This is a genomic window from Candidatus Rickettsia tasmaniensis, from assembly GCF_036857515.1.
In the GTDB taxonomy this organism is placed as follows: Bacteria; Pseudomonadota; Alphaproteobacteria; order Rickettsiales; family Rickettsiaceae; genus Rickettsia; species Rickettsia rickettsii.
Genome location: NZ_JAQCNX010000040.1, coordinates 1 through 14,761, shown reverse-complemented (window position 1 = coordinate 14,761; position 14,761 = coordinate 1). Strand labels below are relative to the sequence as shown.

The window sequence follows — 14,761 nt, the reverse complement described above, 5'->3', positions numbered from 1 at the left end:
TTTTAAACAAATTGAGATAAAAAAGTCATAACCGGTTGTTTTATATAGGTTACAAAAATGTTATATCAGCAGGGAAAATGTAATTTAAGGTTCAAGGTGATAAAATTAAAGTCGATATTATCCTTTAAAAATATTTTACGCTTAATTCTTACTATTTTCGTCGGTATATTGTGTTATGCTTATCTACTAGAACATAATTGGCGATATGTAACCTTAAGTGATGAACAAGTAAAAAAATACAGGATTAGCGAGAAAAAAGCTATTGCCCTTTATCAGTTAATGAAAGACACTCACGAGCTACTTGGTAAGAATAATATTAATTATTGGATAGACGGCGGCACTCTGCTTGGAGCCGTTAGACATCAAGGCATAATTCCTTTTGACGATGATTTAGATATCGGCATTATGCATGAAGACGAAATACGTTTGCAACAAATATTACCGCAATTTGAACAATTAGGATATCGTGTTAAACATAATAAAATTTATGTAATTTGCGGGGAAAGATGCTTAGATATTTTCGTATTTCATAAAGAAAATGATAAATTTGTTTATTTTAATCAAAGTATGCGTAATAAATATCCAAATGATTTTTTTTATGATTATGAGCTATATCCTTTAAAAAAATATAAATTTGGTAGTATAGAAGTATATGGTCCATCTGAATATAAAGAGAATTTGAATAGACAATATCTAGAATGGGATAAATATGCAATAATATACAGCCCTCATAGCTTACATTTACCTTTTTTATCGAATATCGAGAAAAAAACTAAATTTATATTAACGCCGGAATTGTTAAAACCGGCCCAGCCACTCGGACCGCTAGAAGATAAAGTGAATATAGTCAATTCAGCTACATTTAGTGGTATGTGCGAGGATACAGCTGATCATTAAATGTCGAATTGGTCATGACTATTTCGATATAAGCAATGAAATAGTCATATGATTTACATTTGCCTAGATTACCTTTTTTGCAAAAATTCATATCAAACAAGTTGAGATAAGAAAGTAATAGTCGGTACTATCCATAACCCCGGTTTATGCAAGAGCCCGAAATAGCTTGTTTATTTTGAATTACTTGAAAACTAAACTCAGGTTTAAGTAATTCATGAAAATATTTTAAGCTTGAAGAAACGGTTGAGTCACTTACTTTTGCTTCCACTAAAATCCACGGTTGGTTATCTTGTGTTATTACTAACTCGACTTCACGTTTTTGTTTATCACGCAGATAGTATAAACCAAAATTACCAAGCCCTGTTTCGTTCCAAAAATACACGGCTTTTAAAAGGTGAGAAGCTACAAGATTTTCAAATCTCGCTCCTATATCTTTTATTTGCGACCAATCCCAAAGGTAAATTTGGGGCTCTTTTATCGAACTTTTTACAACATTTTTAGACCAAGGTTTGATAGCAAAACAATAATAATGCTTTTCTAGCAAAGAGAGCCATCTTCTTATTGTTTGGTCTGAAACTCTAACTTTGTTAGCAAGGGTTTGTATAGCTTATTAATGAGCCTGCTTGCTCATTTATAATGCTAGCAAGTAATTCTAACGCATAAATATTGTTGATATCTTCAGTATTTCTTACATCTTCTCTAAATAATTGCTCGAATCTTTGATTACTCCATATTCTATGAAATTTAGCAGTTGCTTTTAAATAACTTTCTGCAAATCCTCCAAAATTTATTAAAGCTTCAAATTCATCTATAGTGATATTTTTTGGGCTTTTTATATAATCAATGTCATTATCAAAATTTTTAGCTATTTCAGATACTGATAACGGATGCACGGTTAAACTTATATAATGTCCCATTAGGGCTATCGCTGCCTTTTTTATATATATTTAATTTGGCACTACCTGTTATAATAAATTCAATATTTTCTCCGAATTTATCATAAAATCCTTTTACAAGATTTTTCCAATCTTTATATTTATGAATTTCATCTAATATTAAGCATGGTTTCTTATCGGATATAGTAGAAAGTAGATTTTTAAAAAGTTCGGTGTGTTTGTTTAAGATTTTATTTCTATCTTCTAGATAATCCCAATTTAGGTAAATTGAATTAGGATTAGGCTTAATGACTTGTTTTGATATTGTAGTTTTTCCTACTTGCCTTGCTCCGCTTATAAATACAAGCTTACCGTAATTTATTAGATATTTTTCAACTTGCTTTTTATATAACCTATCCATTATAATATTTCTATAAGTTTATAAAAATATTATAGGCTAATATCGAAATAGTCTTACTTGTAGTATTGAAATTGAGCATTGCCTAGAAAAAGTTGTTTTATAGTTTAGCCTTCTGATGTCATTCCCACGAAAGCGGGAATACTTCGTTGCGTGGACCAGTTTCCTAATTGTCATCCCCGCGACTTGATCGCGGGATCCAGTTTAAAACATTAAAATTTTAGTATTTTAAGTTATTTTTTTGGATATCGTGGTTAAGCCACGGCATCACACCGAACGGGTTTTTCGGTCCACACAACAAGACCTGCGCAGGCATGACATAAAACGAGCCATGCAATAACACCTGCAGTAATCCGCAATGACTATACCAACCTTTTCTAGGCAATATCAAAATAATTAGTACAAATTATGCGGTACTTTAGTATTATTTAACATTAAACTTTGCTTCATTCTATGCCTTATTTATTACCAACTATTATAACTACGCTACTTATTTTATTAGCGCTAATAATTTGGTTTTATGTAAAAACTCAAACCTCAAGGACACAGCTACAATTTTTATCAGAGCAGAATCTAGAAATTAGCAATAACAACCAATTATTAAATCAAGAAAAGATAGGATATTTACAAAAAATTGAGCAATTGAAGTGTAAAATAGAATATCAAGAACAGGCTATTAAGGATTCAGAAAAAATAAGAGAAGAGTCATTTTCATCGGCTAAAGCTGCATTATTTGATTTAGGTCAAGATTTGTCTAAGCAATTAATAGCGATACATAAAATGGAAAACACGGCGGCAAGAGAGCTAGCCGAGAAAAATATCGCTACTGCTTCAGGAAAATTTAATAGTGAGTTTGAGCGGTTAATTACGATGGTGGGAGCATTAAATAAAGATATAGAGCAATCAAAAGGTACGGTTGATTTGATAAAACAGTCTCTGCTTTCTCCGATCGGGGCGGGGCTACTTGCTGAGATTACCCTTGAGAATATCTTAAAATCTTCGGGCTTACGTCCTAATTTAGATTTCATTATGCAATACGGTCTAACTACATCAGATAGCGGAAAGCTAAGACCTGATGCGCTCATTTTTCTTCCTTCCGGTAATTTAATGGTTATTGATTCTAAAGCTTCAAAGTTTCTTGTAGACGAGCAAGATAATAACATGAGTCTTAATAAAACTATGAATTACCATTTAAAATCTTTGGCGAATAAAGACTATGCCGCAAATATTTTAACTAATCTAAACAAAAAGGATCAGAGCTTTAACAATGTTATTACTTTAATGTTTTTGCCGACTGAACAAGCGGTTGAGAAAGTTATTGCAGCCGACCCTGAATTTTTACAAAAAGCTTGGGGCGGTAATATCTTCCCGGTAGGACCTAGCGGACTTATGAATATGCTATCATTTGCAAAATTTCAAATTACCGATCATCGCCGCTCGGAAAATTATAAGGTAATCATTGAAGAAGTGAGAAAGCTATTAAGCTCCATCGGTACTATGGCAGATTATTCTCAAAAGATTGGTAATAACCTGCATAATATGATTACTAATTACGATAAATTTGCTGCCTCGTTTAATCGTAATTTTATGTCAAGAGTAAAGAATATTCAAAAACTCGGTATTGATTCAGGGAATAAAGCCATGCCGGCTACCTTAGAGCGTTATCAAATCGTTTCCTCTAAATCTGAGATTATTGAAGTGGAAGCAGAAAATCCACCACAAATAGCAGAAAAATTATAAATAAATTTTTCTCGTAATAGGTAATTTAAATGTTAAAAAAAACTTTCCATAATTTGTATAGCCATATTGTTACTATGTGTAAGCATATAAGATTAAAGCTCCTAAAAAAGAAAACAAACATGCTATAAGAGTGAGCTTTATTAATATGTGGCTGGGCTTTACAATAGACGAGCTACCGATGATAAAAGAAATCATTGAAGAAAACGGACGAACAATTGTTATAGATCATAACAATTATGACCTTATTATTGATAGTGTTTTTGGTCAAAGAACTATTAGTAATAAAGATTAGTATAAAGATATTTTTTACCGGTGAATCCGTTAGACCAAAGCTAGAAAATTATGATATATCTATAGGTTTTGATTATATAGATCATCCAAATTATATAAGAATACTTTTATATTATATGTATTGTACTAATGACGTCAGTACTGAATATAAACGCTCAAAATACAATCCGAACAAAACATATTTTGCTTGTTTCTTAGTCTCTAACGGTATAGAAGATCCTGAAAACGACGGCTGCATAGCAAGAAATCGATTTTTTCATAAATTGTCGCTGTATAAAAAAGTAGTAAGCGGCAGTAAATATTTAAATACTGAATCTACAATTATACCAAAAGAAAAAACTCGTGAATGGTTATCTAAATGTAAATTTGTTATTGCTTTTGAAAATAAAACATATGAGGGGTATGTTACTGAAAAACCTTTTCAAGCTTATTTAGCAGGAGCAGTACCTATATATATTATGCAGATAAAAGTTATATAAAAGATGTAAACCCTAATGCAGTAATATTTGCTAAAGATTATTCAGAAGAAGATTTATATAATTATATTATTTCTGTTGATAAAGATGATGAAAAATATTATAAGATATATAACAATAAGATTGTACCGACTTCAGAAAATAATTACATCGCAGTAAAAGAAAAATTAAGAAAAAAATTACCTTTATTAAATAACCTATAATACGGCAAATTAAAAACTATTTTTATAACATCAATTATAATTATTTGTTTATCATTGCTTTTTATATTTTTAAAAACTTATCAAATAGGTTCTGCTCCACTTGAAGAAAAAGATATTAAAATTTTTATAGTAAACCTAGATCGCAGCACTGATAGGTATAACAATATTAGTAAACAATTCGACAATAATAATTCATTCTATGAAAGGTTTAGTGCAGTAGACGGTTATAATTTATCTATAACAGATGCAGGGGGAAAAAGATTTACCCCGGCTTAGATGTAAAAAATAACCCTGCTCTTTTATCCCTTGATAACGGTTATACTATACTTTGTCCTTTGGAAAATATAAATTATTATTCCGATAGCAAAATATTAAATCATACTTTAACGGCAGGTGAACTCGGTTGTTATTGTAGCCATAGAGAAATTTGGCTTAAAATGGTTAAAGACAATATACCTTATGCCCTAATAATAGAAGATGATGCTATACTAAATGACGATTTCCGGAATAAATTTTTAACAATGCTTAAGCATTTACCTACCGACTGGGACTTAATTTATTTGTCCTTGTCACATTCTAAAAACAAAATATTTTATAATATTTACAATAATCCGTATTTAAAGAAGATAGGTCATGGTGGTTACTTTAATACAACTACAGGTTATTTGATACACTTAAAAGCTGCTCAAAAACTTCTTGAATATAGCAAAAACTTTACTTTAGAGATTGATAATGTACCAAGCTTTTATGCATAGCGAAGCGCAGTCCTATATCACCTCGCCTTTTTTAATACATGCAACACTTAATTCTGAAGAATCAATTATATTTGAAATGGGAAGAGCACATTAAATAACGTAAATTTTATAACCTTAATCTAGGTTTTGTGGACATTTCTAAAAAGATTTAATTTTGGCTATTTTTTGCTGCAAAATAGCAAATCAATTAGCAGTGTCCACAAAACCTAAGCATGGTACTTCTTCTGTAGGATCAATATCAATAACTGTATCATCTTGTGCCTGAGGCAACCTTATTAAGCCAAGTAAGGGTAGTAGCGGTTTTCTTCGGCAATATTCTTGCCTGCACTACTAATTGCCTTGCCGACATTGAAATCCGATATAGCAGTTGTTAAAACATCTATTAAAGTTGCAAGACTTAAGAATTTTAAATCTTTAATAGACTCAAACATTATTAAAGGTACTATCGCTACGGTCAATCTTGCCGCATCATTATAGTAAAACTTTTGAAAAAACACATCATTAGTTAATTTTTCGCTGGTGATATTTTCTATAACTTTATTGCCGTAATATGTTGATACTAATAAAGAAGCAAGACGCATGAATTTAACAGAAGTTGATGCATAAAACATTGGATCTTCATAAAATTCTAATGCTGGATTACGAAAATAAAAACAGATATAATCCAAAATCAGTGTGGCTATTGCCGAACATATAGCAGTACTCTTCCATCCATGATAGGTACTAATGTCTGATTCAATATTGTTAAAATCTATATCTTGATTGGTAAGTTTATTATATATTGCCTGAAGTTTTATTTGCGTATTCTTATCTGTTTTGGAATGTTTATATAGTAACTGAAAATATGGTTTAATTTCTTCAGCTATAAATTTCTTATGCTCAATTAAAGCCGGTACAATTTTATCATACAAAAATTTAATTAATTTATTTTGCATAAAATTTGTAACTTTACTTTGTTCTTCTACTACTCCTGCAACTGTATACCATCGTAAAGCCCGTATATACAATTATACGATTAATAGTATTATTATTTAATAAATCAATAGGCTGCAACCCTAAATTAGCAGCATATCTAAAACAAATCGCAGTTGTATTTACGGCATCATTAGCAAAGCTTGGAGTGTGATCAAATAAAAATTTAACATCTTCAGCATTGTCATTGTTATTTTCTAATGCTTGAAACATATTATTATTCATCTCTTTAGTTTGTCTATTTGATAAGACCGTACCGGGAAAAGATAATACAATTTGTAGCATCGCAAGGCTAGTGGTCGGTAAAGCACATAATTCATACCAAGGATCCTTTTCGTCAATTACATATAAACGTAAAGCAATTACACCCACTATAAGAGAAACATAAGTAATTGCTATTTTACCTGAATGATTACTAACTAAAGCTGATTTTTCGGTTAACCAAGAAGCAATTTTGTGATCTTCATTATACTTTATCACTAGCTTTTTCTATTCTAGTAAGACTTTGCTCTAATGAATTAAGATAATTTGCAAAATTTAAATGAGCTTTTTTACTATATTAAACTCGTTTTCATAAGAGGAAGGTGCATTTAAAGTGTTTGTAAGTAATATTGCTTTAGCTATATAGCGATATAAAAAATACTCTCTTGTCAGAGGTTATGCCATAGCATCGATTTCTTTGGCTGCTTTAATCAAGTGTTCAGATTAATCTAAATTATTTTTTAAAAACACTTGGACTTTAGTAACTAGGGTACTAAGCTCTAATGAATTTATATCCCCTATATCATCTAGCATAGCATCAATGATATTCTTGTTTTCTACTCCTATTAACTTCTGTAGCTTTATACATAAAAAATGATCTCGATTATTTAGCTCTTCAAAACAATTGCTCTATTGAGAATGATCAATATTATTATCTTGATACTTTCCGGTAGCAGCTACTTTACTTAACATTGTTTCTAAATATTGAGTATAAATCAAACTTTGATCTAGTGTCGGTAGATCTTTAAAATTTTTACCACAGAACCATATTTTCCATACCTCACCTAAATTAAAACTAGCAAGTGCTGTAGTAGTTTTCCATAATCTTACGCCTAAATTTGATATATCATTATAATATTGTATTATTACTTCTAGTTTATTACTCATAATGTCAATTAAATAAATATTTAAAATATAAATATCTCTTAATATTTATTCAAATCTTTTATATATAATTATTTATAATCTTTAATTATTTTATTATGAGATAATATTAAAGTCACACACGAGCAACCCCAGTTTATGATAAGAGAGAAGAGGATTGGATTATAAAAGTTTTTAACCAAAAAAACAATAGTTGTGGACATAACATATCCTTTTTTATCTTCTATTTGCAACAGGATCTGATTAATGATATACAAAATGTCAGTACCTGAATCGTTTATATTATAATGAGAATACTAGTAACAGGAGCTAACGGCTTTATTGGATCATATATTACAGCTGAATTATTAAAGAATAATTATAAAGTAATATGCTGTGTTAGAGATGTTGAATCGACCAGGAAAAAATTCCTACTGCAGAAGTGATATACTGAACATAGATATAGTTATTAATGTATCAGGTGTGTTAACGTCTAGTCATGCTAATAATATTGACAATGTTCATGTCAATGGTCCAAAGGCTCTATTTAAGGCTTGCACCCTTACTAACGTACAAAGGATTATTCATATTTCAGCTCTTGGAATAGATGATGAAAAAAACATTGCTTATGCTTTAACTAAAAAAGCAGCCGAAGAATATTTACAAAAATGAGAAAATATAGACTGGGTAATTTTACAACCGTCTCTTGTTTACGCAAGCGGTTGTTATGTTGGTACCTCGCTATTTAGGGCTCTTGCAACATTACCGTATTTTATTCCTTTAATAGGTGATGGTTTACAACAATTTTAACCTATTCATATTGATGATTTAACGAAAGTAATTATTCACTGTATAGAAAGGGAAGGAAAAGTCCACACATTATTAAAAATAGTTGGACCAGACATAGTGACCATGAAGGATATCTTGCTTGGATTTAGAAGATGGCTTGGAGTCAATCCTAGAAGACTAATAAAAATTCCTTTAATATTCATTAAAATAGCAGCTAAATTAGGGGATTGTCTAAAAAAATAGGACCCATTAATTCTACTGCGTAGAATATGTTACTTCAACCTAATATTGCTGATAAAAAAGATTTTATCGATTTTACTTCTATAATCCCTAGAAACTAGCAACAAGGTTTTGCAACCGAACCTTTAACCGTACAACCCATATGGCACGCTAGGCTTCATTTTTTAAAACCTATAATAAAAATTGTCTTAGGACTATTTTGGATAATGACAGGAATTATTTCAAGCATTTTTGTTTATGATGCTAGTATGCAAATTATAATATCACTAGGATTTGATAAACAAATAGCACCTTACATATTATATGGAAGCTGCTTTACAGATATTATTCTTGGAATTCTACTAATTATCAAAAATGAAATAAATAGGATATGTAGTTTACAAATTTTATTAATACTAGCTTATACTCTACTATTAACATATCTTAAGCCAATATTGTGGCTAGATCCGCTTGGTCCGATATTTAAAAATATTCCAATAATATTACTTACTTTAGTATTCATGGCGATAGAACGAGATAAATAATGGATTATCTTTTTATAAAAACTATTCATATTATTAGCTCTACCATTTTATTTGGTACTGGAATTGGTACTGCTTTTTTTATGTGGTGGGCAAATAAAACCGGTGATTTGAATGCAACGACATATGCAGCTCGTACTACAGTTATAGCTGAGCTTCTTGTTACTAACTCCAACTGTGATCATTCAACCGGTTAGCGGCATAATATTAGTAAATATGCTTGGCTATAATTATTCTGATTTATGGCTTACCTTAACTTCTATCGGATACATAATCGCCGGTAGTTGTTGGCTTCCGGTGGTATGGATTCAAATTCAACTACGAAATATGGCACTTGAAGCATTAAAACAGCAAATTCCCCTACCGGAAAAATATTATACATTATTTAAATAATGGTTCTACCTAGGCTGGCCGGCATTTATCAGTTTGAGTATTATTTTTTTCTATTTAAACCGCTATAATACTAGTTTAGGATAAATTTTATACTAAATTAGTATTGTCCCGTGGTCAAGCCGGCGTTGTTGTATAGATACCAACCCATCATTGCGAGCAGTCGTAGGTCTTGTTGCATGCTCGTTTATGTCATTCCCGCGTAGGCGGGAATCCAGTAAAACATATAAAAAACTTGTGTTGTATATGTTTACTTTATCACATGTGTAACTTCTTACATCAATATTGAAGTTATTTTTCTGGATTTCCGCCTTCGCGGGAATGACATAGAGAAGAAATAATATTTACGCCGGTATATCTTCAATAATCGGTTGTTTTTTGTTTGATTTTGTAGAAATGAGAGAGGTCATTATCGGTTCGACTAAGCCGTTAACTACCTCTTTTGTAATAGTAACACGCTGTTTTTTTAGCTCGGCAACTTTATACATACTATCAAGCAAAAGATGCTCAAGTATTGAACGAAGTCCTCTTGCTCCCGTCTTTTTAGCTAGAGCTTTTTCGGCAATAGCTTCTAAGGCTGAATCATCAATTACAAGCTCAGCATCATCAAGCTCAAATTGTTTCTGATATTGCTTTACTATGGCGTTCTTAGGCTTAGTTAAAATTGTAATTAAAGCTTCTTTGTCTAACTCATCTAAAGTAGTAACGATGGGTAATCTACCGATAAATTCAGGAATTAAACCGAATTTAGTTAAATCCTCAATCTCTAGGGATTTAAGAATCTCACTATTATTTTTCTCTTTATCTATATTTACGTTAGCTGCAAAACCTATAGAACTATGATTAGTTCTTGAGGTTATAATGCTATCAATCCCCATAAAAGCACCACCGCAAATAAATAAGATATTTGAAGTATCTAACTGTACGAAATCTTGTTGTGGGTGTTTCCTACCGCCTTGAGGAGGCACGGAAGCAACTGTTCCTTCCATAATTTTAAGTAATGCCTGCTGTACTCCTTCACCCGATACATCCCGTGTAATAGAAGGATTCTCCGATTTACGGGCAATTTTATCAACCTCATCAATATAAATTATACCTTTTTGTGCTTTTGCTATATTAAACTCAGCTGCTATCAATAAACGTAGTAATATATTCTCAACATCTTCACCAACATACCCGGCTTCCGTTAAAGAAGTAGCATCCGCCATAGTAAAAGGTACGTCTAAAATTTTAGCAAGCGTTTGAGCAAGTAAAGTTTTTCCTGAACCGGTAGGACCGATCAGTAAGATATTCGACTTATTAAGCTCAACATCATTATTGCCGGATTGTACATATTCAAGCCTCTTATAATGGTTATAAACCGCTACTGCTAAAATCTTTTTCGCTTGATCTTGCCCAACTACATAATCATTTAGAATCCCACATATTTTTTGCGGCGTTGGAATTGAAGAAGTAATTTGCTTTAAAGCAACTTTATTTTCTTCTTTCATAATATCTGTACATAAATCTATACATTCATCACAAATAAATACTGCAGGACCTGCTATCAGTTTTTTTACTTCATGTTGTTTTTTACTACAAAACGAACAAATCAATGCTTTTTTATCAGCTTCTACTACCATTAACTTTCTTTTTTATGTTTATTTTAACAATGCTTACTTATAGTACTCTTGCGTACATATAATAATCTTTATGCTCATTTGCAACTATTTCGTATTTTTTAAGAATTCCTTCCCTAGCAAAACCGCATCTCTCAAGAAGATTAATCGAACGGAAATTATCAGTAATTACTGTTGCTTGTACTCTTATAATACCAATATAATCAGCAAATTTTAAAATATTCTTTATAGATTTTAACATCATACCTTGACCCCAAAAATTAGGGTCTAGATCATAACTTATTTCTGCTCTATGATGCTCTAGATTTATTATATTAAAACCGGCAGTACCTATTAATTTATTATCGTCTTTAATGGCAATTCCCCAATAAAAACTTCTATGATTTTTATATAAACCAGACCAATAACGTATTTCCTCTCCGGCTTCTTCTACGTCTTTAGGCCTATTGCTATCAGTTATATAAATAGCCATTTCCGGCTTACTCATATAATTAAAATAATCTTGTGCATCCTCCGTGGCTAACTCTCGTAAAACTATATCGTTTAAATCAAGCACAGGAAAAGGGACATATAAATGCCCTCTATTTATCATATATACTAACTATTTTTCTGTATAATATAAATATTGCATATTCATATTATACAGAAGATTTTTAAATTAATGAGTATACAAGGTAAAAAACGGTTTCCACCTTGTATACAAATTTACTTCATATTATTTTATTATTAATTTTACTTATGAGTATATATCTATAATTATACATACTTAATCGGGTCTTGTACATCATTCTTTTTAAAAGCATCAAGTCGTGCAATGCATGATAGACATTGACCACAAGATAAGCCGTCTTCTGTTGGATCATAACATGATATTGTTTTACTATAATCTACTCCAAGCTCAAGCCCTTTTTTAATTATTTGCTCTTTGGTCATATTTATTAAAGGAGCATGGATAGTAATTTTTTCTCCATTTACTCCTACCCTAGTTGCTAAATTTGCCATTGCTTCAAAAGATTTTATATATTCAGGACGACAATCAGGATAGTTAGTATAATCATTAGTGTGTACCCCAATAAAAATATCTCTAGCTCCTGTAACCTCAGCAACTCCTAGTGCGTAGCTTAAAAATATTGTATTACGTGCCGGTACATAAGTAACCGGTATATCACTTGGTAATTGATCTGTGTTTTTAAATTTTGGTACATCTATATTATCATCAGTCAATGCAGAACCGATAAATGACTGCAAATCAATATTAATAACCCTATGTTGTTTTACATTATAATCTTTAATTAATCCTTGGATTTTTTGGACTTCCGGACTATTGCGTCTATGATAATTAAAACTTAGAGCATAAATTTCATAATCCATTTTGCTAACTATCTCAAGAACCGTAGTAGAATCAGGTCCACCGCTTAATAAAATAACTGCTTTTTTTTTCATTGTTTTACCGATAAAGTTAATTTTTGAGATACTAAAGCATTTAAACTAATTTTTGCTCTAAGTGCTTCAAGTACTAAAGCTCGATGCACACGTTTATCTACTCTAACATTAAACTGTCCGCTATACTCTTTCCTAGACGGAGCTAAGGGAATAGATTGATTATGACTTATATAACTTTCTTTCATTAAAGTCCAAGCTTGTTGTAATTCTTGCAGTGCTTTTTCAGGCGAATTGCCAAAAGCTGATACATTCGGTAACTCTTCAAATCTTGCTAGCCAATCTCCATCCGTATCTTTAAAAAGTTCTATAGTAAACCCGTCAAATGTATCATTTATTTTCATCTTCATTTCCTTTGGGCGAGCACCAAATCTGATGGCTACCTTTTTGCCTATCTTTAACCCAACTGCACTTAGTCATTAAAGTATGAATCAGAGAAACTTAATCCTTTAGGATTGTGTTTAGCTTTATCTATAAGTTTTATATACTGATTCATGTTGTAACTATATATAGTTATAATATATAAGTCAAAGAATATATGTTAATATAATAAATATTCTTGACTAACTCCTTCTGATAATCTAAATTTACGTTGTTAATTTATGGCGGGTGTAGCTCAGTTGGTTAGAGCATCAGGTTGTGGTTCTGAGGGTCGCGGGTTCGAATCCCGTCACTCGCCCCATATTTTGGAATTGTTGTGTGGTTACCAAATCATCATTGCGAAGAAAATTACAAAGTAATTGACTAAGCAATCCAGTAAAAAAATGCTAAAATTAGTACTTTTTTATTATTTTTCTGGATTGCCACGTCGCTTCGCTCCTCGCAATGACGGTTGGATATCTATGCAACCACGCCTACAGTCGCTCGCAATGACATTTTTTTCTTATGGATATCAAACTTTTATATAGACTAGCTAAATATCTAAGGTTCTATAAAAAAGATTTGATCATCGTTATGATCTCTTTACTTAGCGTATCAGCTTCATTATTACTAATCGGTAGTATTTTTAGAAATTTAGTTGATAAAGGCTTGAGCAAAGACCATATTTTATCGGTTGATAAATCTATATTATATATTTGTTTATTAATTATCATCTTAAGTATTGCTAGTTTTTTTCGTTCATATTTTATCAATAATGTTGCTGAAAAGGCAGTTAATCAAATAAGAACAGAAGCTTATAGTAATTTAATTAATTATGAAATTGAAGAGTTTGAAGAACTAAAAATCGGCGATATAATTTCACGCCTAACAAATGATATAGATCAAATATCTACTCTCATCGTTAATTTCTTATCCTTTTTTATTCGCAATTCGGTGATGCTAATTGGCGGCATTACATTAATGTTTTGTGAAAGCTTTAAACTCGCTTCTATAGTAATTATTACCATTCCTATCTTATTAATTCCTTTAATTAAATTCGGCAAGCATGTTAAGGTTTTATCTAAAAAAGCACTAGAATCTAAGTCACTTTTAGCATCGGATATTGATGAAACTTTTAATAATATTAGAGCTATTTATGCTTTTAACCATCAAATAAACAAAATTGCCGATTTTGACACTAAATTACAAAACTATTTAATATACTGCAAAACCCGTTTAAAAATTCGTGCTTTATTCTTTGCGATTTCAATAGCCGTTATATTTCTTGCGATTACTTTAGTCGTTTGGATCGGAGCTTCAGATATAGTGAAAGGTCATTTATCTGCAGGACAAATTATCTCGTTTATTTATTATGCGATTATCGCCGGAGTTAGCTGTGGCGGTATTTTTGAGCTACTAAGCGAAATGCATTTACCTGTTACAGCCCTTGAGAGAATAATTACAATTATAGATAAGACACCTATAGCACATAATAATTATTTAGAATTAAATAATTCCGATCCAATCTCCGTTTGGATCGGAGCTTCAGATATAGTGAAAGGTCATTTATCTGCAGGACAAATTATCTCGTTTATTTATTATGCGATTATCGCCGGAGTTAGCTGTGGCGGTATTTTTGAGCTACTAAGC

Annotated in this window: 21 protein-coding genes, 1 tRNA gene and 1 pseudogene; 13 read left to right on the top strand and 10 right to left on the bottom strand. The window is 31.1% G+C overall.

Annotated elements, in window-relative coordinates; translation table 11 throughout:
• Window positions 1-96: 96 nt before the first annotated feature.
• Window positions 97-897 (top strand): LicD family protein, encoded by an 801-nt coding sequence (locus O6R16_RS07480; protein ID WP_499680653.1) that lies wholly within the window; start codon window positions 97-99, stop codon window positions 895-897.
• A 127-nt stretch (window positions 898-1,024) separates the two neighbouring features.
• On the opposite strand, the gene O6R16_RS07475 is transcribed toward O6R16_RS07480, so the two are convergent.
• Genes O6R16_RS07475 through O6R16_RS07465 form a run of 3 tightly spaced genes read right to left on the bottom strand, consistent with a single transcriptional unit; the run spans window position 1,025 to window position 2,193 of the window.
• On the bottom strand, window positions 1,025-1,441 hold the full coding sequence (locus O6R16_RS07475) for a DUF4143 domain-containing protein (RefSeq protein ID WP_499680652.1): 417 nt from the start codon (window positions 1,439-1,441) through the stop codon (window positions 1,025-1,027).
• Window positions 1,442-1,484: 43 nt separating this feature from the next.
• On the bottom strand, window positions 1,485-1,790 hold the full coding sequence (locus tag O6R16_RS07470; protein WP_499680651.1) for a hypothetical protein: 306 nt from the start codon (window positions 1,788-1,790) through the stop codon (window positions 1,485-1,487).
• A complete protein-coding gene (locus O6R16_RS07465) occupies window positions 1,768-2,193 on the bottom strand; it encodes an ATP-binding protein (protein ID WP_499680650.1) in 426 nt (141 codons plus the stop codon). Before O6R16_RS07465 ends, O6R16_RS07470 begins: the two co-directional genes overlap by 23 nt.
• 450 nt (window positions 2,194-2,643) lie before the next feature.
• Between O6R16_RS07465 and O6R16_RS07460 the strand changes: the two genes are divergently transcribed.
• From O6R16_RS07460 to O6R16_RS07440, 5 genes are all read left to right on the top strand, one after another.
• Window positions 2,644-3,930 (top strand): DNA recombination protein RmuC, encoded by a 1,287-nt coding sequence (locus O6R16_RS07460; protein ID WP_499680649.1) that lies wholly within the window; start codon window positions 2,644-2,646, stop codon window positions 3,928-3,930.
• 130 nt (window positions 3,931-4,060) lie between these two features.
• Window positions 4,061-4,222, top strand: coding sequence for a hypothetical protein (locus tag O6R16_RS07455; RefSeq protein WP_499680648.1), 162 nt, complete (start codon window positions 4,061-4,063; stop codon window positions 4,220-4,222).
• Window positions 4,191-4,700, top strand: a complete 510-nt coding sequence (locus O6R16_RS07450) for a glycosyltransferase family 10 domain-containing protein (RefSeq protein ID WP_499680647.1) — start codon at window positions 4,191-4,193, stop codon at window positions 4,698-4,700. Before O6R16_RS07455 ends, O6R16_RS07450 begins: the two co-directional genes overlap by 32 nt.
• 254 nt (window positions 4,701-4,954) lie before the next feature.
• Window positions 4,955-5,176, top strand: a complete 222-nt coding sequence (locus O6R16_RS07445) for a glycosyltransferase family 25 protein (protein WP_499680646.1) — start codon at window positions 4,955-4,957, stop codon at window positions 5,174-5,176.
• Between the two features lie 59 nt (window positions 5,177-5,235).
• Window positions 5,236-5,655, top strand: coding sequence for a glycosyltransferase family 25 protein (locus tag O6R16_RS07440; RefSeq protein ID WP_499680645.1), 420 nt, complete (start codon window positions 5,236-5,238; stop codon window positions 5,653-5,655).
• Between the two features lie 158 nt (window positions 5,656-5,813).
• On the opposite strand, the pseudogene O6R16_RS07435 reads toward O6R16_RS07440, so the two are convergent.
• The 3 genes and pseudogenes from O6R16_RS07435 to O6R16_RS07425 all read right to left on the bottom strand — a co-directional run bounded on the left by O6R16_RS07435 (window position 5,814) and on the right by O6R16_RS07425 (window position 7,776).
• A pseudogene (locus O6R16_RS07435) lies at window positions 5,814-6,086 on the bottom strand (hypothetical protein).
• A gap of 517 nt (window positions 6,087-6,603) precedes the next feature.
• Window positions 6,604-7,107: a hypothetical protein gene (locus O6R16_RS07430; RefSeq protein WP_499680644.1), complete on the bottom strand. Its 504-nt coding sequence runs from the start codon at window positions 7,105-7,107 to the stop codon at window positions 6,604-6,606.
• Window positions 7,108-7,518: 411 nt separating this feature from the next.
• Entirely contained in the window at window positions 7,519-7,776 is a 258-nt protein-coding gene (locus O6R16_RS07425) for a hypothetical protein (protein WP_499680643.1), read from the bottom strand.
• A 284-nt stretch (window positions 7,777-8,060) separates the two neighbouring features.
• Between O6R16_RS07425 and O6R16_RS07420 the strand changes: the two genes are divergently transcribed.
• The 5 genes from O6R16_RS07420 to O6R16_RS07400 all read left to right on the top strand — a co-directional run bounded on the left by O6R16_RS07420 (window position 8,061) and on the right by O6R16_RS07400 (window position 9,695).
• Entirely contained in the window at window positions 8,061-8,198 is a 138-nt protein-coding gene (locus tag O6R16_RS07420) for an NAD-dependent epimerase/dehydratase family protein (RefSeq protein WP_499680642.1), read from the top strand.
• Window positions 8,199-8,235: 37 nt separating this feature from the next.
• A complete protein-coding gene (locus tag O6R16_RS07415; protein ID WP_499680641.1) occupies window positions 8,236-8,424 on the top strand; it encodes a hypothetical protein in 189 nt (62 codons plus the stop codon).
• 563 nt (window positions 8,425-8,987) lie between these two features.
• Window positions 8,988-9,305, top strand: coding sequence for a DoxX-like family protein (locus O6R16_RS07410; protein ID WP_499680640.1), 318 nt, complete (start codon window positions 8,988-8,990; stop codon window positions 9,303-9,305).
• The gene (locus O6R16_RS07405) at window positions 9,305-9,499 is read left to right on the top strand and encodes a DUF2269 family protein (protein WP_499680639.1); all 195 of its coding nucleotides are present in this window, start codon (window positions 9,305-9,307) and stop codon (window positions 9,497-9,499) included. Before O6R16_RS07410 ends, O6R16_RS07405 begins: the two co-directional genes overlap by 1 nt.
• On the top strand, window positions 9,480-9,695 hold the full coding sequence (locus tag O6R16_RS07400) for a DUF2269 family protein (RefSeq protein ID WP_499680638.1): 216 nt from the start codon (window positions 9,480-9,482) through the stop codon (window positions 9,693-9,695). The genes O6R16_RS07405 and O6R16_RS07400 overlap by 20 nt, the downstream gene beginning before the upstream one ends.
• Window positions 9,696-10,036: 341 nt before the next feature.
• On the opposite strand, the gene clpX is transcribed toward O6R16_RS07400, so the two are convergent.
• The 4 genes from clpX to O6R16_RS07380 all read right to left on the bottom strand — a co-directional run bounded on the left by clpX (window position 10,037) and on the right by O6R16_RS07380 (window position 13,095).
• Entirely contained in the window at window positions 10,037-11,314 is a 1,278-nt protein-coding gene (gene clpX / locus O6R16_RS07395; RefSeq protein ID WP_499680637.1) for an ATP-dependent Clp protease ATP-binding subunit ClpX, read from the bottom strand.
• A 37-nt stretch (window positions 11,315-11,351) separates the two neighbouring features.
• Window positions 11,352-11,903, bottom strand: coding sequence for a GNAT family N-acetyltransferase (locus O6R16_RS07390; protein ID WP_499680636.1), 552 nt, complete (start codon window positions 11,901-11,903; stop codon window positions 11,352-11,354).
• A gap of 164 nt (window positions 11,904-12,067) precedes the next feature.
• The gene (gene queC, locus O6R16_RS07385; RefSeq protein WP_499680635.1) at window positions 12,068-12,754 is read right to left on the bottom strand and encodes a 7-cyano-7-deazaguanine synthase QueC; all 687 of its coding nucleotides are present in this window, start codon (window positions 12,752-12,754) and stop codon (window positions 12,068-12,070) included.
• Window positions 12,751-13,095 carry a toxin-antitoxin system HicB family antitoxin gene (locus O6R16_RS07380; RefSeq protein ID WP_499680634.1) on the bottom strand — a complete coding sequence of 115 codons (345 nt, stop codon included), beginning with the start codon at window positions 13,093-13,095 and terminating at the stop codon, window positions 12,751-12,753. The genes queC and O6R16_RS07380 overlap by 4 nt, the downstream gene beginning before the upstream one ends.
• A gap of 261 nt (window positions 13,096-13,356) precedes the next feature.
• Here O6R16_RS07380 and O6R16_RS07375 point away from each other — a divergent pair.
• Together O6R16_RS07375 and O6R16_RS07370 are read left to right on the top strand one after the other, a co-directional pair.
• A tRNA-His gene (locus tag O6R16_RS07375) sits at window positions 13,357-13,433 on the top strand.
• 203 nt (window positions 13,434-13,636) lie between these two features.
• A partial coding sequence (locus O6R16_RS07370) for an ABC transporter transmembrane domain-containing protein (RefSeq protein ID WP_499680633.1) occupies window positions 13,637-14,761 on the top strand: 1,125 nt, incomplete at its 3' end.